We start from the raw sequence: 22,629 nt of genomic DNA on the forward strand, positions 1-22,629 counted from the left end.
TCGTTCGCGGCTGCCGTCGCCACGCACCTTGAATGATTTTGCGTATATACTGTCCCCCTTTGTGTGGAATAAGCGATCCGCTGCATGTTAATGATTACCTCTTTTGCCAACCCGCGCGTGGCCCAGGCGTTTGTCGACTATATGGCGACCCAGGGCGTTATCCTGACTATTCAGCAGCACAGCCAGAGCGACGTCTGGCTGGCGGACGAGAGCCAGGCCGCGCGGGTTCAGGCTGAACTGACTCGCTTTCTCGAAAACCCCGCCGACCCGCGCTACCTCGCGGCAAGCTGGCAATCGGGGCAAACTAACAGCGGGCTGCACTACCAGCGCTTCCCCTTCTTCGCCACCCTGCGCCACAACGCCGGGCCGGTTACGTGGGCGGTTCTGACGCTCTGCGTGCTGGTCTTTGTGCTGCAAAATGTCCTTGGCGACCAGCCGGTTATGCTGCTGCTGGCCTGGCCGTACGACCCCTCGCTGAAGTTTGAGGTCTGGCGCTACTTTAGCCATGTGTTGATGCACTTCTCGCTGATGCACATCCTGTTTAACCTGCTATGGTGGTGGTACCTCGGCGGTGCGGTTGAGAAACGGATTGGCAGCGGCAAGCTGGTGGTTATCACCGTTATCAGCGCGCTGCTGAGCGGGTTTGTTCAACATCAGTTTAGCGGCCCCTGGTTTGGTGGCTTATCCGGCGTAGTGTATGCGCTGATGGGCTACGTCTGGCTGCGCGGAGAGCGCGATCCGCAGAGCGGCGTTTATTTACAGCGCGGCTTGATACTCTTCTCCTTAGTATGGTTAATTGCTGGATGGTTTGATGTTTTTGGCATGTCGATTGCGAACGGCGCGCACGTAGCCGGCCTGGTGACCGGACTGGCGATGGCGTTTGTAGATACTCAGCATGTGCGAAAACGAACATAGAGACTCTCCGTCATCCATGATAAGCGAGTCAAATTTTCCCAGGGATATTGCATGAAACAAACACAACGTCATGACGCTATTATCGAGCTGGTAAAAAAACAGGGATATGTCAGTACGGAGGAGCTGGTGGAGCAATTTTCCGTCAGCCCGCAGACCATTCGTCGTGACCTGAACGATCTCGCCGAACAAAAAATGATCCTGCGCCATCACGGCGGTGCCGCGCTGCCGTCCAGCTCGGTTAACACCTCCTGGCACGACAGGAAGGCGACCCAGACCCAGGAAAAAGAGCGTATTGCCCGCAAGGTTGCCAGCCAGATCCCCGATGGGGCGACGCTATTCATTGATATCGGCACGACGCCAGAAGCGGTGGCGCACGCGCTGCTGGAGCACAACGATCTGCGCATCGTTACCAACAATCTCAACGTTGCGAACACGCTAATGGTGAAGGATGATTTCCGCATCATTCTGGCGGGCGGCGAGCTGCGCAGCCGCGACGGCGGTATTATCGGCGAAGCGACGCTGGATTTTATCTCCCAGTTCCGCCTTGATTTTGGCATTCTCGGCATCAGCGGCGTCGATAGCGACGGCTCTCTGCTGGAGTTTGACTATCATGAGGTCCGCACCAAGCGCGCGATTATTGAAAACTCGCGTCACGTGATGCTGGTGGTGGATCATTCGAAATTCGGCCGTAACGCGATGGTGAACATGGGCAGCATCAGCATGGTTGATGCGGTTTACACCGACGTGATGCCGCCGGCGGGCGTGCTGAAGGTCATTAAGGACAACAACCTGCAGCTGGAGCTGTGCTAAACGGCGTCAGACGCCGTATCCCATCATTTTAAGCAACCGCTGGGCGTGCTGAACGGCATCCTGGCGGTGTGCGACCCCGAGCTTCTGATACAGATTGCGAATGTGCGTTTTAATGGTCGTTGCCGCCACGTCAAGCTCGCCGGCGATCTGCTCGTTGCTGTAGCCGGAATAGATCAGGCCGAGCACCTGCCATTCGCGCTGGGTCAGCGGGCTGGTTCGGATAAGCTCCGGCACTTCCGGGTGGTTGAGCAGCCGTTCGACAAAGCCCTCATCGAAGTGGGCAAACTTGTGGCGATGGTGCTGGTTGATATCGCGCAGAATGCGCTGAGCGCGATGCTGCTCCAGCTCCGGCAGCGTATTGAGCTGAATAAGCTGGCGCAGCTGCTGGGCCATGGCCTCGCCTTCAATAACAAAGTGATTGATAAATCCGGTACGGTTGGCGAGCGTGAGCGCTTCCAGCAGGACCTTCTGCGCCTCGCTCTTACGTCCCGCCTGCCAGTAGAGCTGGTTAAGCAGCAGCAGGTTGCGGTTAATATCGCTCATCAGGCGCAGCGAACGCGCGTTTTCGTTGAGCTCTTCCAGCACCATTTCGGCGGAATCGAAATCACCGAGCAGGATTTGCGCTCTGGCGATGTTGCGCCACTGGCTCTGCAGAAAGTGGTTATTAGCGAACTCGGGCTTCGGCGTCTGGCGCAGCCAGTTGGCCGCCGCGGCTTTATCGCCGATCATCTGCCAGTAGATCACCCGCACCTTGTCGGCATTTGACACCCAGTCGCTGTGATAGTGGCCGTTGCCGAGCAGGTTTTCCAGCCGGTTCAGGTGGCTGCGGGCGTTGTCCAGATCGCCGCGCGCCAGCGAGCACTGCACCATTAGCGCCAGGCACTGCAGCTGCTGCTGCGGTTGATAGGTTGAAAGGACGTCCATCCCGCTGCGCGCAGAGGCCTCGGCTTCATCCAGCCGCGCCCAGGCCCACAGCAGCTGCGCGCGAATGCGCAGCAGGAATTCGTGCATCGGCAGCTGTTCGAGATGCTGGTCGCGGATGAGCTGGAAGGCTTTCTCCTGAATTTCCCACGCCGCCTGCAGGAAGCCCTGGGCAAAGAGAATCTCGCTCTGCTGGATCATGCTCCACAGGGCGTAGTGCCAGATATCGTGGCGACGCGCCATCTGCTCGGTCTGCTGCATCACCGCCAGCGATTTGCTCAGCTGGCCCTTGCAGTGCAGCACTTCGCCGTGCACCGAGGTGGCGACGATGCGGCTGTAGTAGCTTGCCAGCGGCAGCTCTTCTAAGGCCACCATCGCCAGGCGTTCGGCTTCTTCCTGATCGCCGGCGTTAATGGCGACCTGCGCGCGCAGGGCGTTAAAGTCGCCGTGCATGGCGATATCCATCTCCGCGTCCATCTCCTGCTCGGCGCGGGCCAGCAGGGTGTTCACTTCGCTGTAGCGGTGCTGGCTCTGCATCAGCCAGGCCTGCAGCAGGATCAGCCGCGGGTTTTCCAGCAGGTTCGACCACGGCAGCGCCGCCAGCGACTGCTCGAGCAGCCCCAGCTCGCTGTGGTTGAACATGCCCCAGGCGTGATTCAGTAAAATGTCGCGCAGCATTTTGGCATCGCCGGCCGCCAGCGCATGGTGAATCGCTTCGCTGGGGAAGCCCTGCTCCATCCAACCTTCTGCCGCACAGCGGTGAATTTCGGGCAGCTCGGTCGCCAGCTCCCACTGACAGCGCTGGCGCAGGAAGTTGCCGAACAGCGGATGGTAGCGGAACCACTCGCCGGAATCGTCCATGCGCTGCATGAACAGCCCCTGGCGTTCGATCTCTTCCAGCTGCATCTGGCCGTTCTCTTCGCCGGTAACGCGAACGATGAGCGCATCGTTCATCGAGCGCAGCAGCGAGCTTTTTAGCAGCACGTTACGGGTGCGCGCGTCGACGTTGTCCAGCACCTCATCGACGAGGTAGTCGGAAAGGTGGCTGGCGTTAATGCCGGCGAGGCGGCGGGCGGAGTGCTGGGCGGAGGAGTTATTCTGGCGCGCGGAGAGGGCGATGAGCTGGAGGGCCGTTGCCCAGCCGGCGACGTCGTCACACAGCCTGCTGCTATCTTCGGCCTCAATCGGTGAGGCGAGGCGACAGTCGAAAAATTGTTTTGCTTCCTGGTGGGTAAAGGCCAGCTGCTGGCTGCCAATCTCCAGCAGCTGATCGCGCACGCGCAGGTTGGCAATGCCCAGCTGCGGCAGGTTACGCGACAGGACGACCAGCGTCAGGTTTTCCGGCTGATGGCGCAGGAAGAAGCGCATGGCGTCGTGGATCGCCGGGTTATTGATCAGATGATAATCGTCGATGACCAGGAATAGCGGACGCTGCCACTCGGCAAGCTCGATGAACAGCTGCGCAAACAGCGAGGGCAGGCTGGCATACTGGCGCTTTTGCACCATCGTTTCGCTGGCCACGCAGTGGCCCCCGGTCGCCTGTTGAATAGAGGCGATCAGATAGCTGGCAAAACGCTCCTGCTGGTTATCGCCTTCATCCAGCGAGAACCACCCGAGATCATTTTTTCCTGCGGCCCACTGAGAAATGAGCGTGGTCTTGCCGTACCCGGCGGGGCTGGTGACCAGCGCGAGACGATAATTGTTCGCGCCGGAAAGTTTCGCCAGCAATCGTTCGCGAACCACGGTGTGTTCAAGGCGGACTGGGCGACTTAATTTAGACGGAATCAACATAGTTCAACATTTCGCTGTGCAAGAGAGGGGTGCGATTTTTTTTGCGCTTCGTAATTAATACCTAATAAGGTCGGTGATAATGAAAGTTATTGCAAGTTATGTCCGAATTTTATGCTCTTGAATTTGCTCTATGTCACAAATTCTCAATTAGAGCGTCATCATCCTAAAACCGGTACCAGTGGGCATGACGTCTCGGTTTTCCTCATTTCCGCCTGCCGGGAAATCACTTTTATTCCCATTTTTTGTAGTTGTTTGTTTTTATTAAGTTAATGTCAGTTAATTCTGATAAGTAATCTCTTTGACGTATTTACATCATCAAACATGTTTATTTTGCTGTAGGCCTAATTGTTATTTACAGATAATTACCAGGGCCTTTTTTATTCATCCGTGCGGTATTGGCCTGTAACAAATCTGTTAGCACGGTAATTGAACGGTATATTGTTTCGAAGCGGTGAATTTTGCAGCATCTTTTTCGCGGGAGGCTAACGTTATAGTGGCCGCGATCACACTTTTCGCTCATCCCTGCTACTCCTCCCTGCCTAATCCCTGCCGGGATGAGGACGTTACCCCGGGAGGTCGGCACACTAACGCTAACGTTTTAGTAAAGGACCCGGATTTCTTATGTCACAGACTTCTTTTAACAAAGATCGGTTTCAGGCTGCACTGACGCGTCAGTGGCAGCATTTTGGCCTACAGTCCGCTTCTGAGATGACCCAGCGTCAGTGGTGGCGTGCCGTGAGCGGCGCGTTAGCCGAGCTGCTGGCGGCTCAGCCGGCGGCCAGGCCTGCGGAAGGCCAGCGCCACGTTAACTACATTTCGATGGAGTTTTTAATCGGTCGTCTGACCGGTAACAACCTGCTTAACCTTGGCTGGTATCAAGGGGTGAGCGATGAGCTCAAGGCGCATGACGTTCACCTGACTGACCTGCTGGAAGAGGAGATCGATCCGGGCCTGGGTAACGGCGGTCTGGGTCGTCTGGCGGCGTGCTTCCTTGATTCGATGGCCACCGTCGGCCAGTCGGCAACCGGCTATGGCCTGAACTATCAGTACGGCCTGTTCCGTCAGTCTTTCGAAGACGGCCAGCAGGCGGAAGCGCCGGATGACTGGGGACGCAGCAGCTATCCGTGGTTCCGCCACAACGAGCAGCTTGACGTGCAGGTTGGGCTAGGCGGCAAGGTCTCGAAAAGCGGGCTTTGGGAGCCGGCGTTCGTGATTACCGGTGAAGCTTGGGATCTGCCGGTGCTGGGCTATCGCAACAACGTCGCGCAGCCGCTGCGCCTGTGGCAGGCTAAGCACGCGCATCCGTTCAACCTGACCAAATTTAACGACGGCGATTTCCTGCGCGCCGAGCAGCAGGGCATCGACGCGGAAAAGCTGACCAAGGTGCTTTATCCGAACGACAACCACCAGGCCGGGAAAAAGCTGCGCCTGATGCAGCAGTACTTCCAGTGCGCCTGCTCGGTTGCGGATATTCTGCGTCGTCATCACCTGGCGGGCCGTAAGCTGGCCGAGCTGGCGGATTATGAAGTGATCCAGCTGAACGACACCCACCCGACGATTGCGATCCCTGAACTGCTGCGGGTGCTGATCGACGAGCACCAGTTGAGCTGGGACGACGCGTGGGCGATAACCAGTAAAACCTTCGCCTACACCAACCACACGCTGATGCCTGAAGCGCTGGAGTGCTGGGACGAGAAGCTGGTCAAAGCGCTGCTGCCGCGCCATATGCAGATTATCAAAGAGATTAACGCCCGCTTTAAGACGCTGGTGGAGAAAACCTGGCCCGGCGACGAGCAGGTATGGTCCAGGCTGGCGGTGGTACATGACAAGCAGGTTCGCATGGCGAACATGTGCGTGGTCAGCGGTTTTGCGGTAAACGGGGTAGCCGCGCTGCACTCCGAGCTGGTGGTGAAGGATCTGTTCCCGGAATATCACCAGCTGTGGCCGAACAAGTTCCACAACGTGACCAACGGCATCACGCCGCGCCGCTGGATCAAGCAGTGCAACCCGGCTCTGGCCGCGCTGCTCGATAAATCGCTGAAAAAAGAGTGGGCGAACGATCTCGACCAGCTGATTAATCTCGAAAAGTACGCTGATGATGCGGCGTTCCGCCAGAGCTATCGCGAGATTAAGCAGGCCAACAAGGTGCGCCTCGCCGAGTTTGTGAAGGCGCGTACCGGGATCGAAATTAACCCGCAGGCGATTTTTGATATCCAGATTAAGCGCCTGCATGAGTACAAACGTCAGCACCTCAACCTGCTGAATATCCTGGCGCAGTATAAAGAGATTCGCGAAAACCCGCAGGCCGACCGCGTACCGCGCGTGTTCCTGTTCGGCGCGAAGGCGGCGCCGGGCTACTACCTGGCGAAGAATATCATTTTCGCTATCAACAAGGTGGCGCAGGCCGTCAACAGCGATCCGCTGGTTGGCGATAAGCTGAAGGTGGTCTTCCTGCCGGACTACTGCGTGTCGGCCGCGGAAATGCTGATCCCGGCGGCGGATATCTCTGAACAGATCTCAACGGCGGGTAAAGAAGCCTCCGGTACCGGCAACATGAAGCTGGCGCTGAACGGCGCGCTGACCGTCGGCACGCTGGACGGCGCGAACGTTGAAATCGCCGAGCAGGTGGGCGAGGAGAACATCTTTATCTTCGGTAATACCGTGGAAGAAGTTAAGGCGCTGAAGGCCAAGGGCTACGATCCGCTGAAATGGCGTAAGAAAGACAAGCTGCTGGACGCGGTGCTGAAAGAGCTGGAAAGCGGTAAGTACAGCGACGGCGATAAGCACGCGTTTGACCAGATGCTGCATAGCCTGCTCAAAGGCGGCGACCCGTACCTGGTGCTGGCTGACTTCGCGACCTATGTGGCCGCGCAGAAGCAGGTGGATGAGCTGTACCGTGACCAGGAAGCCTGGACCCGGGCAACGATCCTGAATACCGCCCGCTGTGGCATGTTCAGCTCCGATCGCTCAATTCGCGATTATCAGCAACGTATCTGGCAGGCAAAACGCTAAGGACAGGCCTATGGAGACCAAACGCCTTGATAACGCCGCGCTGGCGGCGGGGATCAGCCCGAGCTACATCAACGCGCACGGCAAGCCGCAGTCGATTGCCGCGGTGACCAAGCAGCGTCTGCTTGATGCGATGCATCGTACGACCACCGTCGCGAAGGCGGCGGTTAATCCGCTGCCGAATGTACAGGTTTTCACCCACGGCAAAAAAATGTCGCTGCCGGTGGCCGGGCACGGTGAGTTTCACTGGATCCTTACCACCGAAGAAGGGAAGCAGTATCAGGGGCAGGTAAAAGGTGGCGACACGCTGTCGCTGCCGACCAAACTGCCGGAAGGCTATCATACCCTGACGCTCACCCGGGACGGTGACCGCTGGCACTGTCGGGCGATTGTCGCCCCGGTGCGCTGCTACGAGCCGCTGGCCCTGAAAGAGGGGCAGAAGCTGTGGGGCGCCTGCGTGCAGCTGTATACGCTGCGTTCGGAAAAAAACTGGGGGATTGGCGACTTCGGCGACCTGCGCGCGATGCTGCCGGAAATCGCTCAGCGAGGCGGGGCGTTTATTGGCCTCAACCCGATTCATGCGCTCTATCCGGCCAACCCGGAAAGCGCCAGCCCGTACAGCCCCTCCTCGCGCCGCTGGCTGAACGTTATCTATATCGACGTTAATGCGGTCGAAGATTTCCGCTTGAGCAAAGAGGCGCAGGCGTGGTGGCAGCTGCCGGCGACCCAGCAGGCTTTGCAGGCGGCGCGGCAGACGGATGATGTTGACTACACCGCCGTCACGGCGTTGAAAATGACCGCGCTGCGCATGGCCTGGAAAGGTTTCTCTGCCCGCAGCGATGAGGCGATGACGGAGTTTCGTCAGTTCGTTCAGCGCGAAGGGGAAAGCCTCTACTGGCAGGCGGCGTTTGATGCGCTGCACGCGCGGCAGGTCCAGCAGGATCCGCTGCGCTGGGGCTGGCCGGCCTGGCCAAAAGCGTACCAGGATATCTCCAGCCCGGAGGTGAAAGCGTTCTGTTCTGAACACGCTGATGAGGTGGATTTTTACCTCTGGCTGCAGTGGCTGGCCTGTTCGCAGTTTGCCACCTGCTGGCACACCAGCCAGCGCGATGCGATGCCGATTGGTCTCTATCGCGATCTGGCGGTTGGCGTAGCGGAAGGCGGGTCCGAGACCTGGTGCGATCGCGAGCTTTACTGCCTGAAAGCCTCCGTAGGGGCTCCGCCGGATATTCTGGGCCCGCTCGGGCAAAACTGGGGCCTGCCGCCGATGGATCCGCACATCATCGTCGCCCGCGCCTATGAGCCGTTTATCGAGCTGCTGCGCGCCAATATGCAAAACTGCGGCGCGCTGCGTATCGACCACGTGATGTCGGTGCTGCGCCTGTGGTGGATCCCGTACGGCGAAACCGCCGATCACGGGGCCTACGTCCAGTATCCGGTAGACGATCTGCTGTCTATTCTGGCGCTGGAGAGTAAGCGTCATAGCTGCATGGTGATCGGTGAAGATCTGGGCACCGTGCCGGTGGAAATTGTCAGCAAGCTGCGTAAGAGCGGCGTCTACTCCTACAAAGTGCTCTATTTTGAAAATGACAATGAGAAGACGTTCCGTGCGCCGCAGACGTATCCGGAACAATCAATGGCTGTGGCAACAACGCATGACCTGCCAACGCTGCGCGGTTACTGGGAAAGCGGAGACCTAACGCTCGGCAAATCTCTCGGGCTCTATCCGGATGAAGGGGTGCTGCGCGGGCTATATCAGGACCGGGAACTGGCGAAGCAGGGGCTGCTGGATGCGCTGCATAAGTACGGCTGTCTGCCCAAGCGCGCCGGGCATAACGCGTCGCTGATGACGATGACCTCGACCCTCAACCGCGGGATGCAGCGCTACATCGCCGACAGCAACAGCGCGCTGCTGGGCCTGCAGCCGGAGGACTGGCTGGAGATGGCCGCGCCGGTTAACATTCCGGGCACCAGCACCGAGTATCCGAACTGGCGGCGTAAGCTGTCGACTTCGCTCGAGCAGATGTTTGCCGATGCGCAGGTCAACAAGCTGCTCAAGGATTTAGACAAGCGCCGCAGGGCGGCAGCAAAGAAGAGATCCTCGTAAGCCTGCGTTTCCCGGCGGCGGTCATTCGTTGCCGGCAAGCGGCTTAAACGATAAATAAAAAGGCCGGGTAGCATCACGCATACCCGGCCTTTTTTATGCTTAATCGACCCTTACACGACCATTCCCAGCAGCAGACAGCCTACCAGGCCGCAGACTGAGATAATCGTTTCCAGCATCGACCACGATCTAATGGTCTCGCCGATGGTCAGATTGAAGTACTCCTTGAACAGCCAGAATCCCGGGTCGTTGACGTGAGAGAAAATCACGCTGCCGGAGCCCACGGCGATAACCATCAGCTCCGGGCTGACGCCGGTGGTGGCGATCAGCGGAGCCGCAATACCGCCCGCGGTAATTGCCGCAACGGTCGCCGAACCCAGCGCAATACGCAGAACCGCCGCAATTGACCACGCCATAAACAGCGGAGACATGCTGGAACCATGCATCATCGAGGCGATGTACTTATCCATGCCGCTATCGACCAGAACCTGCTTAAAGGCGCCGCCGCCGCCGATAATCAGCAGCATCATGGCGATGATTTTAATCGACGAGGTCAGCGTATCGTTGATCTGTTCCATCGAGCGGCCGCGGTTGAGGCCAAAGGTAAACAGGGCAATCAGAACGGCGATCAGCGTTGCCATCACCGGGTCACCAAAGAATTCGGCGTATCTGAGGAACGCGTGGCCTTTCGGCAGCAGCATTTCGGCAACAGCACGCATCGCCATCAGCACCACCGGCACCAGAGAGGTCCAGACGCTGACGCCAAAGCCCGGCATCTCTTCTTCAGTGAAGGTCTTCGGGTTGTGCAGGCCTTCCGGAATCGGCTTATCGATGTTTTTCAGGAAGCGGGCGAAGACCGGGCCGGCAAGGATCACGGTCGGGATTGCCAGCAGCGTACCGTACAGCAGGGTTTTACCCATATCGGCGTGGAAGATAGTGGCGATCGCCGTCGGGCCCGGGTGCGGTGGCAGGAAGCCGTGGGTCACGGAGAGCGCGGCCGCCATCGGCACGCCAACGTACAGCAGCGGGATGCGGGCAGATGCGGCGATGGTGAACACCAGCGGCAGCATAAGGACGAAGCCCACTTCATAGAACAGCGCAAAACCGACGGTGAAGCCGGTCAGAACGACCGCCCATTGGATGTGCTTTTTGCCAAATTTAGCGATAAGCGTGGTGGCAATTCGCTGCGCGCCGCCGCAGTCTGCCAGCAGCTTGCCGAGCATTGCGCCGAAGCCCATGATCAGCGCGAGGCTGCCGAGGGTGCCCCCGACGCCGTTTTTGATGGATACGATGACTTTATCCAGAGGCATGCCCTGCATAAGTCCGACGGCGAGCGCCACCAGAATCAAAGCGATGAAGCCGTTCATTTTGAAGCGGATCATCAGCAGTAATAACAGGGCGACCCCGATAGCAACGATGACTAATGGCATAATTTACCTGGCCTTTCATTTGTTATGGGTAACGTAAAACTTCAATCTTGTTCCGTTTGCTCCGGGCGGGGATACAAACGGCATGGCGCCATAAAATCGACTATCACTTCTTATCAGAAAGGATAGCTGGCTATTTTTATAGCAGCGGAGCCTGAGAGAGATGATACGGGTAACATATGAAGGTTGAGAATCACCCTGGCGGTGAATATTTTAAATATGAGACTTAAGTCATACTCTTTTCCGGGTTTTTTGCACGAACGACTAGCGATAAGGCGGGAGGAGTTGCGTCAGGAAGGAGCGGCCCGGCAGCAAAATACGGCCGGGCTGGGAGTGCGGTATGGCGGACGGCTTAGTAGTAGGAGTGCTCGCCGCGCTGATGCTCGGTCAGATCGCGCACGCCTTTCAGTTCAGGGAATTCGGTCAGCAGCTGTTTCTCGATCCCTTCTTTCAGGGTAACGTCGACCATTGAGCAGCCGTTACAGCCGCCGCCGAACTGCAGAATCGCCAGGCCATCTTCGGTGATTTCCATCAGCGTCACGCGACCACCGTGGCCGGCCAGCTGCGGGTTGATCTGCGATTGCAGCATATATTCAACGCGCTCCATCAGCGGCGCCTCGTCGGAGACTTTACGCATCTTGGCGTTTGGCGCTTTCAGCGTCAGCTGGGAGCCAAGCTGATCGGTCACGAAGTCGATTTCAGCGTCTTCCAGGTACGGCGCGCTGAGTTCGTCGACGTACGCGGTCAACTGCTCAAACTTCAGCGTCGTGTCGGTGTCTTCCACCGCATCCGGTGGGCAGTAGGATACGCCGCACTCAGCGTTTGGGGTGCCGGGATTAATCACAAATACGCGAATTTGTGTCCCTTCTTCCTGATTTACCAGCAGTTTGGCAAAGTGCGCTTGTGCAGCATCGGAAATACGGATCATAGCGTTGGCCTAATAGTTGACTATTTTACTGGGTTATAATACGCCCATCAGCAGGGGTCTACAAGGTACGGCACATACACCATACCTGAACCGTCGCGGCGCCGTTTCGCAAAAGCAGGCGGGATATCTCGGCGACGGTGCTTCCGGTTGTGACGACATCATCCACAATGGCGATATGGTGACCCCGAACTGATAATTCAAGCTGAAACGCATTTTTCAGGTTGCGTTTGCGTAATCTCGCGGTGAGCTGATGCTGAGTTGCGGTAGGGCGGCTGCGCCGCAGCGCGTCGCTGCGCCAGGCGGCGCGCGTCCAGCGGGCCAGAGGACGGCACAGCAGATCGCTCTGGTTAAAACCTCGCCGCCATTGCCGCCGCTGCCACAGCGGAACGCCGACAATCCTGTCCGCAGGGGGCAGGCCTTCGCTCTGGCGGATACGCAGCAGCAGCAGGCGAGCCAGCGCCGGGGCCAGCTCCGGGCGGCGGGTAAATTTCAGCTGGTGGATCAGACCGCTGAGCGGCGGAAGGTAGTCGCTGACGGCCACCAGCCGCTGCCACGGCGGGGGAGACTGGATGCAGCGACCGCAGGGGACGGTGCCGGTGCCGGCGGGCAGGCCGCAGCGCGGGCATCGGGGCTGACGGGTGGCCAGCGATGCGCTGCAGCGGGAGCAGAATCCCCAGCTGGCAATGGCCAGCGGCATTTGGCATAGCCAGCATAAGCCGTGTGCTGTTAGCATATTTCCTCCTGATATCTGGTGAAAAGAGAACAATAGCTGATGAACGACATCTGGTGGCAAACCGTGGGCGAAGGGAAGTGTCATCTTGTGCTGCTGCACGGATGGGGGCTGAATGCCGGGGTGTGGGATTGCATTACGCCGCAGCTGGCTTCGCACTTCACGCTGCACGTGGTTGACCTGCCGGGCTATGGTCGCAGCAGCGGTTTCGGCGCGCTGTCACTGGAGGAGATGGCGCAGCAGGTGCTGAAAAAAGCCCCTGAGCAGGCCATCTGGTTGGGCTGGAGCCTGGGGGGCCTGGTGGCAAGCCAGATAGCCTTACAGCATCCTCAGCGCGTGCTGGCGCTGGTTACCGTCGCCTCTTCCCCTAGCTTCAGCGCGCACGACAACTGGCCGGGTATTAAGCCGGAAGTGCTGAGCGGTTTTCAGCAGCAGCTCAGCGATGACTTTCAGCGCACCGTCGAGCGTTTTCTGGCCCTGCAAACGATGGGAACCGAAAGCGCGCGCCAGGATGCCCGGGCGCTGAAAAGCACCGTTCTGTCGCTCCCGATGCCGTCGATAGCGGCTCTGAACGGCGGGCTGGAAATCCTGAAAACCGCCGATTTTCGCCAGCCGCTGGCGACGCTGCCGATGCCATTCCTGCGGCTGTACGGTCGCCTGGACGGCCTGGTGCCGCGTAAAATCGTCCCTCTTCTTGATGCAATGTGGGAAAAGAGTGAATCCATCGTCTTCGACAAGGCGGCCCATGCGCCATTTATCTCGCATCCGCACGACTTCTGCCAGCCGCTGCTGGCGTTGAAAAACCGGTTGAGGAATTATTTTTAACAGAACGTGGTAAAAATCCGGGGCATAGCAATACTTAGATCGTTGCGGCAGATGATTATTTCATTTCATCTCGGCGGCCTAAAAAAACAACCTAATGGAGAGTAGAGGCTATGAAACTTATTACGGGTATTTTGACATCTCTGGTGATTGGCAGTCTGTCATTTGGCGCGTTCGCAGCGAAAGAAATTCAGAAAGACGAGGTCGCGACGATGAATCTGACCAAAGTCGGGACTATCACCACCTCTAAAACGACCTCGCCGATGGATGCTAAGCGCGATCTCTCGAAAAAAGCGGATGAGCTCGGCGGTAAATACTTCGTAGTTATTGCCGGTGAGAAGAAAGAAAAAACGGTTCACGCTAACGCAGACGTCTACAAATAATTCGCCTGGCGGGTCCGAGGACCCGCTTCTCCCCGCCGACAGCGGCCTGTGCTTACTCTGCACACACCATCAACGCAGCGACCACCACTCCGATAAGCATGCCTTTCCTTCCGGGCAGCTTTTGCAGCTGCCGGAGAGGCATCCTTCAGGGTCCTGGGCTACCCGCTGAACCTTGCCCATGGCTTCGAGCCGGCCCAGCATCGCGTCAATCAGCGGCTGCGGCGCATGCAGGCGGGCGCTGAGCTGCGCGGCCTCCATCCGCCCCTGCAGTGCCAGAATATCGCGTACTTCAATCAACGACGCCATCATCACTCCTTAGTGGCAATCGCCGGCCGGGCTCTGGCAGCACGACGACGGCGTTTTGCGCGTCGCCAGCAGCGAGACGTCGACCCGACTGCGCGCGCGACGGAGCAGGCCAAAGAGCACGACGTTGAACAGCACGACGGCGAGGATGCATACCAGGCTGTAGCGCGGATGCTGGCTAAAGCTCACGGTTTGATAGTAGAGCGTGGAGAGCGAGTATGCGATATTCAGCCCCCATAGGATGGAGAACGACATCCAGCCGCGGCTTGATTCGCGAGCCACTGCACCCATCACCGAAATACACGGGATATAGAGCAGGACGAAAATCAGATAGCTGTACGCCGCGGCGGCATTGCCGAATTTGCTGCTCATCACGCCCATGGCGCCGGTTGCCATTTCGCCATCGCCCTTACTGGCTTCAATCGGGTTCGCCAGCACGCTGAGGCTGAAGGTGTCTTTCAGGCTCTGCCAGGTTTCATCCGCTGCCGCCAGCAGCTCGTCGCCGAGGTGGAACTCCTGCGGATTAAAGGCTTCATTCTGAATGTTTTCGGCGGTGTAGAGCGTGTTTAACGTGCCGACTACCACCTCTTTGGCCATCGCACCGGTGAACAGCCCGACGGTCGCCTGCCAGTTGTCTTCATGAAGGCCAATCGGCTTAAACAGCGGGGTGATTACCCGGCTGACCGACGCCAGCGCCGAGTCGTTAATGTTATCCACCAGCTTGCCGTTGAGCGAGAAGCTGTTCAACGCGCTGAGGAAGATGCTGACGATCACGATGACTTTACCCGCCCGCAGGACGAAGCCTTTCAGGCGCTGCCAGGTCTGGATGACCAGGCTTTTGATATGCGGTACGTGATATACCGGCAGCTCCATCACGAACGGCGAGGCTTCACCGCGCATAATGGTGTGCTTGAGCATCAGACCGGTGAGGATTGCCATCACGATGCCGAGCAGGTACAGCGAGAAGACCGCCAGCGCGCCGTTTTGCCCGAAGAAGGCCGCGGCGAATACGGCAAAGATAGCCAGCCGCGCGCCGCAGGACATAAACGGCGCCATCATGATAGTCATCAGGCGCTCGCGCGGCGCATCCAGCGTACGCGCGCCCATCACCGACGGCACGTTGCAGCCGAAGCCGACAATCAGCGGCACGAAGGATTTCCCCGGCAGGCCCAGCGCCTGCATCAGGCGGTCCATCACGAACGCCGCGCGCGCCATATAGCCGGAGTCTTCGAGGAAGGAGAGGAACAGGTACATCATGCCGATTTGCGGCACCAGCGGCAGCACGGTGTTAATACCGCCGCCGATCCCCTGGGCGAGGAACACGGTTAGCCACTCCGGGAGATGCAGGGTATAGCCCAGCCACTGAATGCCATGGATAAAGATGGCCACCGATCCGGCGTCGAATATCGGCTGCAGCGCGCCGCCGATGTTGATGGCCAGTAAAAACATCAGATACATGACGAACAGAAAAATGGGCAAGCCAAGCACCCGGTTGAGGATAATTTTATCCATCGCAGCGGTGAAGCGGCTCGGCTCGGCGGTCAGCGTGTTGCTGACGGCATCGCAGATGGCGGCAATGCTCTGGTAGCGGGCATCGGCAATATGCAGCGCCGGATCGTCAATCTCTTTGCCCAGGTTCGCAAGGGCGGCATCGAGCCCATCGGCGGCGTTGCCGGCGTAGGCGCGGCTGTAGATATCGCCTTCCAGCATCTGCAGGCCGAGCCAGCAGCGCTGGCGCTGCGGAATGTCTCTGGACATGACCTGCGCCAGCTTTTCCGCCTCGCGCAGCAGCGGCTGCGGATAGTGCACCAGCTCAATCGCTCTGTTTTCCTGATGACGATCGATAGCCATCTTCAGGGCTTCGATACCGCGGCCGCGGGTCGACACCAGCGGGATAACCGGGCAGCCAAGGCGCGCTGAGAGTGCATCGACGTCGATGCGAATTTTCTGCTTCTCGGCGATATCCAGCATGTTCAGGGCAACGACGCAGGGGATCCCCAGCTCCAGCAGCTGGAGCGTCAGGTAGAGGTTGCGCTCAAGGTTTGACGCATCCACGACGTTAATCAGCAGGTCGGTGTCGCCGCTGAGAATATAGTGACAGGCAATCTGCTCATCTAGCGAGGTTTGCGAGGAGATGGTGGTCAGCGAATAGGTGCCGGGTAGGTCAACCAGCGTGACCTGATTATCCGTGGTGGTAAAGGCTCCCTCTTTACGCTCAACGGTAACGCCGGCCCAGTTCCCCACGCGCTGGCGGGCGCCGGTGAGCTGATTAAATAACGTGGTCTTGCCGGAGTTAGGATTACCAATTAAACCAATGGTTAAATTTTTCATATTTCAGACTCTTATTGCCAGGCCGGGCGTTATTGTGCAACCGCTTCCAGTTCTATTAGGTCGAGATCTTTTTTACGCAATACCAGGCTCACGCGCCGGGTTTCGATGTGCACAGGATCGCCAAGCGGCGCCACGCGAACCACGTTAAAAGAAGAGCCAGGTAACATGCCAAGGGATAACAGTTTCTGCCGATAAGCCGGGCTTATATCGCGAGAGAAACCGGTAATTTTCCAAGCGCTATCAGGAGTGAATTGCATAGGACCTACTTGTATATCGCTAACTGAACGAGAGTTTACCGGGCGCAGCGGCTGGGCGGCACCGGGGAGCATAGCCAACGAAGAAGAATTGATACTGCAAATGATGATAATGAGAATAGTTTTTATCATCAATACATAACGGGCGAAATAATAGACTTTCGGCGGAAACTTGCTGTTTTTTTGATATGACTCAAGGTCCGTGCGGTAGCAGTAAATAAGTTAAATATTACTTCTTTCAATTAATGTTTAATTAAGGTTTCATTGGTTAACGAAATGAAACCTTAATAAATAGAATTTTCATCTGCGTTTATTAACCGCTTACTGGGATTTATTGAGCACCGTTTGCGCAATATTGCTGCTTTGCCAGCGGGAGATTACCCCCCGAAGCGGGGGGCAAAGAGGGGCTAGCGTTTTTTACCCATTGCTGCTGCCAGCGCGTCCATCATCGCGCTATTGCCGTTCGACTGGGCTTCACGGCCGCGCGGCTTCGCCGCTTTTGCCGGCGGACGATTGCCCTGAGGGCGCTCGCCGCCGCCGCTGCGGCGCGAGTTGCTCTCGCCAGGCTGCTCATCCAGGCGCATCGTCAGGGCGATACGCTTACGCTGCAGGTCAACTTCCATCACCTTAACCTGGACGATATCGCCCGCTTTGACCACGGTATGCGGGTCTTCAACGAACTTGTTCGATAGCGATGATATGTGCACCAGGCCATCCTGGTGTACGCCGATATCGACAAACGCGCCAAAGTTGGTGACGTTGGTTACCGCCCCTTCCAGCACCATGCCCGGCAGCAGATCGTTCATGGTTTCTACGCCATCAGCGAACTTCGCGGTTTTGAATTCCGGACGCGGATCGCGGCCCGGTTTTTCCAGCTCTTTGATGATGTCGGTCACCGTCGGCACGCCGAATTTCTCATCGGTGAACTCGCTGGCCTGGAGGTTGCGCAGCTCGCTGCTGTTACCCATCAGCTCTTGTAGCGCCTGCTGTGTGGCGGCCAGAATCCGCTCAACGATCGGATAGGCTTCCGGGTGAACGGTGGAGGCATCCAGCGGGTTATCACCGTGGTTGATGCGCAGGAACCCCGCGCACTGCTCAAAGGCTTTCGGACCGAGGCGGCTCACCTTCAGCAACTGCTGGCGGTTCTGGAACTGACCGTTTTCATCGCGCCAGGCGACGATGTTCTGCGCCATCATGCGGGTCAGCCCGGCGACGCGGGTGAGCAGCGGTACGGAGGCGGTATTCAGGTCAACGCCGACGGCGTTTACGCAGTCTTCAACCACCGCATCCAGCTTGCGCGCCAGCTGGGACTGGCTGACATCGTGCTGATACTGACCGACGCCGATAGACTTCGGATCGATCTTCACCAGCTCGGCCAGCGGATCCTGCAGGCGGCGGGCGATAGAGACGGCGCCGCGCAGGGAAACGTCAAGGTCCGGGAACTCAAGCGCTGCCAGCTCGGAGGCCGAATAAACCGACGCCCCCGCTTCGCTGACGATCACCTTCTGCGCGGTGACCTTCGGGAACTGCTGCTGCACGTCGAGGAAGAAGCGTTCGGTTTCGCGCGATGCGGTGCCGTTACCGATAGCGACCAGCTCAACGTTGTGCTTTTGGCACAGCCCGGCGACCGCCACCGCGGCTTTCGCCGCCTGGCCGGTATGCGGATAGATGGTGTCGGTGGCGACCAGCTTGCCGGTCCCGTCAACGACCGCTACCTTCACGCCGGTACGCAGGCCCGGATCGAGGCCCATCGTCGCGCGCAGCCCCGCGGGCGCCGCCATCAGCAGGTCGTGCAGGTTGCGGGCAAAGACGTTAATGGCTTCATCTTCCGCACGTTCGCGTACGGTGCCCATCAGCTCGGTTTCGAGATGCATCAGGACCTTGATGCGCCAGGTCCAGCTCACCACCCCTTTACGCCAGCTATCTGCCGGAGCGCCGTTCAGGCGCAGGCCGAGGTGGCTGATAATAATCTGCTCGCAATGGCTCTCTTTCGGCGGCTCGTCGAGCTGCGGGTCGGGATTCAGAGCCAGCTGCAGAATGCCTTCGTTGCGGCCGCGGAACATCGCCAGCGCACGGTGTGAAGGCACGCCAGAGATCGGTTCATGATGTTCGAAGTAGTCGCGGAACTTAGCGCCTTCTTCTTCTTTCCCGCTGACCACGGTCGCGACCAGATGCGCGTTCTTCCACAGATAGTCGCGCACTTTTGCCAGCAGCCCGGCATCTTCAGCGAAGCGCTCCATCAGGATATAGCGCGCGCCGTCGAGGGCGGCCTTGGTATCCGCCACGCCGCTGTCGGCATTGATAAATTTGGCGGCTTCGGCTTCCGGATCGTGGGACGGGTCGTTCCACAGCAGATCCGCCAGCGGCTCCAGCCCGGCTTCGATAGCGATTTGCCCGCGGGTGCGGCGCTTTGGCTTATACGGCAGGTAGAGATCTTCGAGCTCGGTTTTGCTCAGGGTGGTGGTGATGGCTTTTTCCAGCGCATCGGTCAGTTTACCCTGTTCGCCGATCGATTTGAGGATCGACTGGCGGCGGTCTTCCAGTTCGCGCAGGTAGCCGAGGCGGGTTTCCAGATTACGCAGCTGCGTGTCATCCAGACCGCCGGTGACTTCTTTACGATAACGTGCAATAAACGGCACGGTGTTCCCTTCATCAAGCAGGCGAACGGCAGCTTCTACCTGTTCAGTCCTGGCCTGAAGTTCACCCGCAATAATGCGGCAGAGCGAATCATTCATCATGGCTTGGCTTCATCTACTGGATCAAAAAATCAGGGGATAGTTATACGGACTGGCACCGCAAAATGCCAGTCGCGGCGGAGGTCTCTCGGAATCTTCCGGGCATAGATCCGCGAGCAAAACGGCAAATAAAATCGCCTGGATGGTGCAGGGCTCTATTTGACGTATTCAATGTCGTTAACGTACCAGCTGGCTTCGCCGGCGGGCGTATGGACGATAGCCAGGTCGCCGACCTCTTTTTTCAGCAGGGCGCGGGCCATGGGCGAGTCGATCGAGATATAGTCTTTGCGGCCGAAGATTTCATCGTAGCCGACGATGCGAAAGCGCTTGCTGTCGCCGCTGTCGTTTTCAATCTCGACCCACGCGCCGAAGAACACCTTGCCCTCCTGCTGCGGGGAGTAATCAACGATCTTCAGATGCTCAAGACATTTGCTCAAATAACGTACCCGGCGGTCAATTTCACGCAGGCGTTTTTTATTATACTGATAGTCGGCGTTTTCACTGCGGTCGCCGAGGCTCGCCGCCCAGGTGACTTTTTTAGTGACTTCAGGACGCTCTTCGCGCCACAGGTAGTCCATCTCTTTTTTAAGTTTTTCATACCCTTCACGGGTGATCAGCGGCGTTTTCATTAATCGTTCTACCTTCTGACTGTCTGGTATTGCGCAGGGTTCTGTGCGGCTGCGCACAATTCGTAGCGCGTAATAATACCGACAGGATAAATAATGTGTCGTATGATTAAATGTATACTTAAGCTGCTGTTAAATATGCTTTGTAACAATTTAGCCTGGAATATATACCAGATTTAGCTGGTGGCCGGCACGGGCTTTTTTGAGAATACGCACTGACAATTGCAGTGAACCTTTGGGAGTATAAACAATGCAAGAGAATTATAAGATTCTGGTTGTCGATGACGACATGCGCCTGCGCGCGCTGCTCGAGCGTTATCTGACCGAGCAGGGCTTCCAGGTTCGAAGCGTAGCCAACGCTGAACAGATGGATCGCCTGTTGACCCGCGAGTCCTTCCACCTGATGGTGCTGGATTTAATGCTGCCTGGCGAAGATGGCCTGTCCATCTGCCGTCGCCTGCGTAGCCAGAGCAACCCGATGCCGATCATTATGGTGACGGCGAAAGGGGAAGAAGTTGACCGCATCGTGGGCCTCGAGATCGGCGCTGACGACTACATTCCCAAACCCTTCAACCCGCGCGAGCTGCTGGCGCGTATCCGCGCCGTGCTGCGCCGTCAGGCGAATGAGCTGCCGGGCGCTCCCTCGCAGGAAGAGGCGGTTATCGCTTTTGGTAAATTCAAGCTTAACCTCGGCACCCGCGAGATGTTCCGTGAAGATGAGCCTATGCCGCTGACCAGCGGTGAGTTTGCGGTGCTGAAGGCGCTGGTGAGCCACCCGCGCGAGCCGCTCTCCCGCGATAAGCTGATGAACCTTGCCCGCGGCCGTGAATACTCAGCGATGGAGCGCTCCATCGATGTGCAGATCTCCCGCCTGCGCCGCATGGTGGAAGAGGACCCGGCACATCCGCGCTATATTCAGACCGTGTGGGGCCTTGGCTACGTCTTCGTACCGGACGGCTCTAAGGCATGAAACGCGTGCGCTTTTCGCCGCGAAGTTCGTTTGCTCGCACCCTGCTGCTGATCGTCACCCTGCTGTTCGTCAGCCTGGTGACGACCTATCTGGTGGTGCTGAATTTCGCGATCCTGCCGAGTCTGCAGCAGTTTAATAAGGTTCTGGCCTACGAAGTCCGTATGCTGATGACCGACAAGCTGCAGCTCGAGGATGGCACCCAACTGGTGGTGCCTCCGGCCTTTCGTCGCGAGATTTATCGGGAGCTGGGCATTTCGCTCTACTCCAACGAAGCGGCGGAAGATGCGGGTTTGCGCTGGGCGCAGCACTATGAGTTTTTAAGCCAGCAGATGGCGCACCAGCTCGGCGGGCCAACCGAAGTGCGGGTGGAGGTCAACAAAAGCTCGCCGGTGGTGTGGCTGAAAACCTGGCTCTCTCCGAATATCTGGGTGCGCGTCCCGCTGACGGAAATCCATCAGGGCGATTTCTCGCCGCTGTTCCGCTATACCCTGGCGATTATGCTGCTGGCGATTGGCGGGGCGTGGCTCTTTATCCGTATTCAGAACCGACCTCTGGTTGACCTTGAACATGCGGCGCTGCAGGTGGGGCGGGGCATTATTCCGCCGCCGCTGCGGGAGTATGGGGCGTCCGAGGTTCGCTCGGTGACCCGCGCCTTCAACCATATGGCCGCGGGCGTGAAGCAGCTGGCTGACGACCGCACGCTGCTGATGGCCGGCGTTAGCCACGATCTGCGCACGCCGCTGACGCGCATTCGCCTGGCGACGGAGATGATGGCGGCAGAAGACGGTTACCTCGCCGAGTCGATCAATAAAGATATCGAAGAGTGTAACGCCATCATCGAGCAGTTTATTGACTACCTGCGTACCGGTCAGGAGATGCCGATGGAGCTGGCGGACCTGAACTCGGTGCTGGGTGAAGTTATCGCGGCGGAAAGCGGCTATGAGCGCGAAATTGCCACCGACCTGCAGGCCGGAGAGATCCCGCTACGCATCCATCCTCTGTCCATCAAGCGCGCGCTGGCCAATATGGTGGTGAACGCCGCGCGCTACGGTAACGGCTGGATTAAGGTTAGCAGCGGAAGTGAAGCAAGCAGCGCGTGGTTCCAGGTCGAGGACGATGGCCCTGGCATCAAGCCGGAGCAGCGCGAGCACCTGTTCCAGCCGTTTGTGCGCGGCGATAGCGCCCGCAGCACCAGCGGTACCGGCCTGGGGCTGGCCATCGTGCAGCGTATTATCGATAACCATAACGGTCGGCTGGAGATAGGTTCCAGCGAGCGGGGGGGGCTGTTGATTCGCGCATGGCTGCCGATTCCCGTCCATCGCGCCCTTACGCCGGCGAGACAGAACAAAGAGAGCTGATAGCGATCTGCGCCAGGCTGTCAGCTCGTGAAGCCGGGCAACGAGGCATAAAGATGAGGCATAAAAAAGCCGGGCAAAGCCCGGCTCAGATTGATGACAAAGTCCTGGCCGTGAGGCCAGGACTTTGATCTAATAAGGTCAGTGCAAAAAATGGACTGACTGCCATGCTTAGAGAACCTTCCCCCCATCAATATCAGTTTGAAACCATTACT

17 protein-coding genes and 1 pseudogene are annotated in these 22,629 nt (G+C 58.2%); 8 read left to right on the forward strand and 10 right to left on the reverse strand.

Annotation, left to right across the window (positions count from 1 at the left end; translation table 11 throughout):
- Positions 1–84: 84 nt before the first annotated feature.
- Positions 85–915 (forward strand): rhomboid family intramembrane serine protease GlpG, encoded by an 831-nt coding sequence (gene glpG, locus GVK32_RS01495; protein ID WP_128876996.1) that lies wholly within the window; start codon positions 85–87, stop codon positions 913–915.
- Between the two features lie 51 nt (positions 916–966).
- A complete protein-coding gene (locus tag GVK32_RS01500) occupies positions 967–1,725 on the forward strand; it encodes a DeoR/GlpR family transcriptional regulator (protein ID WP_041143027.1) in 759 nt (252 codons plus the stop codon).
- A 6-nt stretch (positions 1,726–1,731) separates the two neighbouring features.
- Here GVK32_RS01500 and malT read toward each other — a convergent pair whose 3' ends face one another.
- On the reverse strand, positions 1,732–4,437 hold the full coding sequence (malT, locus tag GVK32_RS01505) for an HTH-type transcriptional regulator MalT (protein WP_159864477.1): 2,706 nt from the start codon (positions 4,435–4,437) through the stop codon (positions 1,732–1,734).
- Positions 4,438–5,058: 621 nt separating this feature from the next.
- On the opposite strand from malT, the gene malP reads away from it, so the two are divergent.
- Positions 5,059–7,449, forward strand: a complete 2,391-nt coding sequence (gene malP / locus GVK32_RS01510) for a maltodextrin phosphorylase (protein WP_159864480.1) — start codon at positions 5,059–5,061, stop codon at positions 7,447–7,449.
- A 10-nt stretch (positions 7,450–7,459) separates the two neighbouring features.
- Positions 7,460–9,553 carry a 4-alpha-glucanotransferase gene (malQ, locus tag GVK32_RS01515; RefSeq protein WP_159864483.1) on the forward strand — a complete coding sequence of 698 codons (2,094 nt, stop codon included), beginning with the start codon at positions 7,460–7,462 and terminating at the stop codon, positions 9,551–9,553.
- A gap of 110 nt (positions 9,554–9,663) precedes the next feature.
- On the opposite strand, the gene gntT is transcribed toward malQ, so the two are convergent.
- The 3 genes from gntT to gntX all read right to left on the reverse strand — a co-directional run bounded on the left by gntT (position 9,664) and on the right by gntX (position 12,638).
- Positions 9,664–10,980 (reverse strand): gluconate transporter, encoded by a 1,317-nt coding sequence (gene gntT, locus GVK32_RS01520; protein WP_123709722.1) that lies wholly within the window; start codon positions 10,978–10,980, stop codon positions 9,664–9,666.
- A 349-nt stretch (positions 10,981–11,329) separates the two neighbouring features.
- Entirely contained in the window at positions 11,330–11,905 is a 576-nt protein-coding gene (gene nfuA / locus GVK32_RS01525; protein WP_159864486.1) for a Fe-S biogenesis protein NfuA, read from the reverse strand.
- Between the two features lie 58 nt (positions 11,906–11,963).
- On the reverse strand, positions 11,964–12,638 hold the full coding sequence (gntX, locus tag GVK32_RS01530; protein WP_159864489.1) for a DNA utilization protein GntX: 675 nt from the start codon (positions 12,636–12,638) through the stop codon (positions 11,964–11,966).
- A gap of 39 nt (positions 12,639–12,677) precedes the next feature.
- Between gntX and bioH the strand changes: the two genes are divergently transcribed.
- Positions 12,678–13,460 carry a pimeloyl-ACP methyl ester esterase BioH gene (gene bioH / locus GVK32_RS01535; RefSeq protein WP_159864492.1) on the forward strand — a complete coding sequence of 261 codons (783 nt, stop codon included), beginning with the start codon at positions 12,678–12,680 and terminating at the stop codon, positions 13,458–13,460.
- 110 nt (positions 13,461–13,570) lie between these two features.
- Positions 13,571–13,840: a DUF1471 domain-containing protein gene (locus GVK32_RS01540; RefSeq protein WP_159864495.1), complete on the forward strand. Its 270-nt coding sequence runs from the start codon at positions 13,571–13,573 to the stop codon at positions 13,838–13,840.
- Between the two features lie 69 nt (positions 13,841–13,909).
- Here GVK32_RS01540 and feoC read toward each other — a convergent pair whose 3' ends face one another.
- The 5 genes from feoC to greB all read right to left on the reverse strand — a co-directional run bounded on the left by feoC (position 13,910) and on the right by greB (position 20,092).
- The gene (feoC, locus tag GVK32_RS01545) at positions 13,910–14,146 is read right to left on the reverse strand and encodes a [Fe-S]-dependent transcriptional repressor FeoC (RefSeq protein ID WP_159864498.1); all 237 of its coding nucleotides are present in this window, start codon (positions 14,144–14,146) and stop codon (positions 13,910–13,912) included.
- 9 nt (positions 14,147–14,155) lie between these two features.
- Entirely contained in the window at positions 14,156–16,474 is a 2,319-nt protein-coding gene (feoB, locus tag GVK32_RS01550; RefSeq protein WP_159864501.1) for a Fe(2+) transporter permease subunit FeoB, read from the reverse strand.
- Between the two features lie 29 nt (positions 16,475–16,503).
- Positions 16,504–16,731: a ferrous iron transporter A gene (feoA, locus tag GVK32_RS01555; RefSeq protein WP_004868486.1), complete on the reverse strand. Its 228-nt coding sequence runs from the start codon at positions 16,729–16,731 to the stop codon at positions 16,504–16,506.
- Between the two features lie 404 nt (positions 16,732–17,135).
- Positions 17,136–19,466 carry a Tex family protein gene (locus tag GVK32_RS01560; RefSeq protein ID WP_159864504.1) on the reverse strand — a complete coding sequence of 777 codons (2,331 nt, stop codon included), beginning with the start codon at positions 19,464–19,466 and terminating at the stop codon, positions 17,136–17,138.
- 152 nt (positions 19,467–19,618) lie between these two features.
- On the reverse strand, positions 19,619–20,092 hold the full coding sequence (greB, locus tag GVK32_RS01565; protein WP_041143015.1) for a transcription elongation factor GreB: 474 nt from the start codon (positions 20,090–20,092) through the stop codon (positions 19,619–19,621).
- Positions 20,093–20,339: 247 nt separating this feature from the next.
- On the opposite strand from greB, the gene ompR reads away from it, so the two are divergent.
- Positions 20,340–21,059, forward strand: coding sequence for a two-component system response regulator OmpR (gene ompR / locus GVK32_RS01570; RefSeq protein WP_001157751.1), 720 nt, complete (start codon positions 20,340–20,342; stop codon positions 21,057–21,059).
- The gene (envZ, locus tag GVK32_RS01575) at positions 21,056–22,417 is read left to right on the forward strand and encodes a two-component system sensor histidine kinase EnvZ (RefSeq protein ID WP_132512755.1); all 1,362 of its coding nucleotides are present in this window, start codon (positions 21,056–21,058) and stop codon (positions 22,415–22,417) included. The genes ompR and envZ overlap by 4 nt, the downstream gene beginning before the upstream one ends.
- Before the next feature lie 20 nt (positions 22,418–22,437).
- Here the strand turns inward: envZ and GVK32_RS29010 are convergent.
- Positions 22,438–22,629: pseudogene (locus GVK32_RS29010) on the reverse strand (hypothetical protein); the annotation flags it as partial.

The sequence above is a fragment of the Klebsiella sp. 18074 genome, assembly GCF_902705905.1.
GTDB lineage: Bacteria > Pseudomonadota > Gammaproteobacteria > Enterobacterales > Enterobacteriaceae > Klebsiella > Klebsiella terrigena.

What these genes read in the sequence shown, in the direction of transcription:
- glpG (WP_128876996.1), top strand. Translation starts at nt 85, where the DNA reads ATGTTAATGATTACCTCTTTTGCCAACCCGCGCGTGGCCCAGGCGTTT.
- GVK32_RS01500 (WP_041143027.1), top strand. Translation starts at nt 967, where the DNA reads ATGAAACAAACACAACGTCATGACGCTATTATCGAGCTGGTAAAAAAA.
- malT (WP_159864477.1), bottom strand. Translation starts at nt 4,437, where the DNA reads ATGTTGATTCCGTCTAAATTAAGTCGCCCAGTCCGCCTTGAACACACC.
- malP (WP_159864480.1), top strand. Translation starts at nt 5,059, where the DNA reads ATGTCACAGACTTCTTTTAACAAAGATCGGTTTCAGGCTGCACTGACG.
- malQ (WP_159864483.1), top strand. Translation starts at nt 7,460, where the DNA reads ATGGAGACCAAACGCCTTGATAACGCCGCGCTGGCGGCGGGGATCAGC.
- gntT (WP_123709722.1), bottom strand. Translation starts at nt 10,980, where the DNA reads ATGCCATTAGTCATCGTTGCTATCGGGGTCGCCCTGTTATTACTGCTG.
- nfuA (WP_159864486.1), bottom strand. Translation starts at nt 11,905, where the DNA reads ATGATCCGTATTTCCGATGCTGCACAAGCGCACTTTGCCAAACTGCTG.
- gntX (WP_159864489.1), bottom strand. Translation starts at nt 12,638, where the DNA reads ATGCTAACAGCACACGGCTTATGCTGGCTATGCCAAATGCCGCTGGCC.
- bioH (WP_159864492.1), top strand. Translation starts at nt 12,678, where the DNA reads ATGAACGACATCTGGTGGCAAACCGTGGGCGAAGGGAAGTGTCATCTT.
- GVK32_RS01540 (WP_159864495.1), top strand. Translation starts at nt 13,571, where the DNA reads ATGAAACTTATTACGGGTATTTTGACATCTCTGGTGATTGGCAGTCTG.
- feoC (WP_159864498.1), bottom strand. Translation starts at nt 14,146, where the DNA reads ATGGCGTCGTTGATTGAAGTACGCGATATTCTGGCACTGCAGGGGCGG.
- feoB (WP_159864501.1), bottom strand. Translation starts at nt 16,474, where the DNA reads ATGAAAAATTTAACCATTGGTTTAATTGGTAATCCTAACTCCGGCAAG.
- feoA (WP_004868486.1), bottom strand. Translation starts at nt 16,731, where the DNA reads ATGCAATTCACTCCTGATAGCGCTTGGAAAATTACCGGTTTCTCTCGC.
- GVK32_RS01560 (WP_159864504.1), bottom strand. Translation starts at nt 19,466, where the DNA reads ATGATGAATGATTCGCTCTGCCGCATTATTGCGGGTGAACTTCAGGCC.
- greB (WP_041143015.1), bottom strand. Translation starts at nt 20,092, where the DNA reads ATGAAAACGCCGCTGATCACCCGTGAAGGGTATGAAAAACTTAAAAAA.
- ompR (WP_001157751.1), top strand. Translation starts at nt 20,340, where the DNA reads ATGCAAGAGAATTATAAGATTCTGGTTGTCGATGACGACATGCGCCTG.
- envZ (WP_132512755.1), top strand. Translation starts at nt 21,056, where the DNA reads ATGAAACGCGTGCGCTTTTCGCCGCGAAGTTCGTTTGCTCGCACCCTG.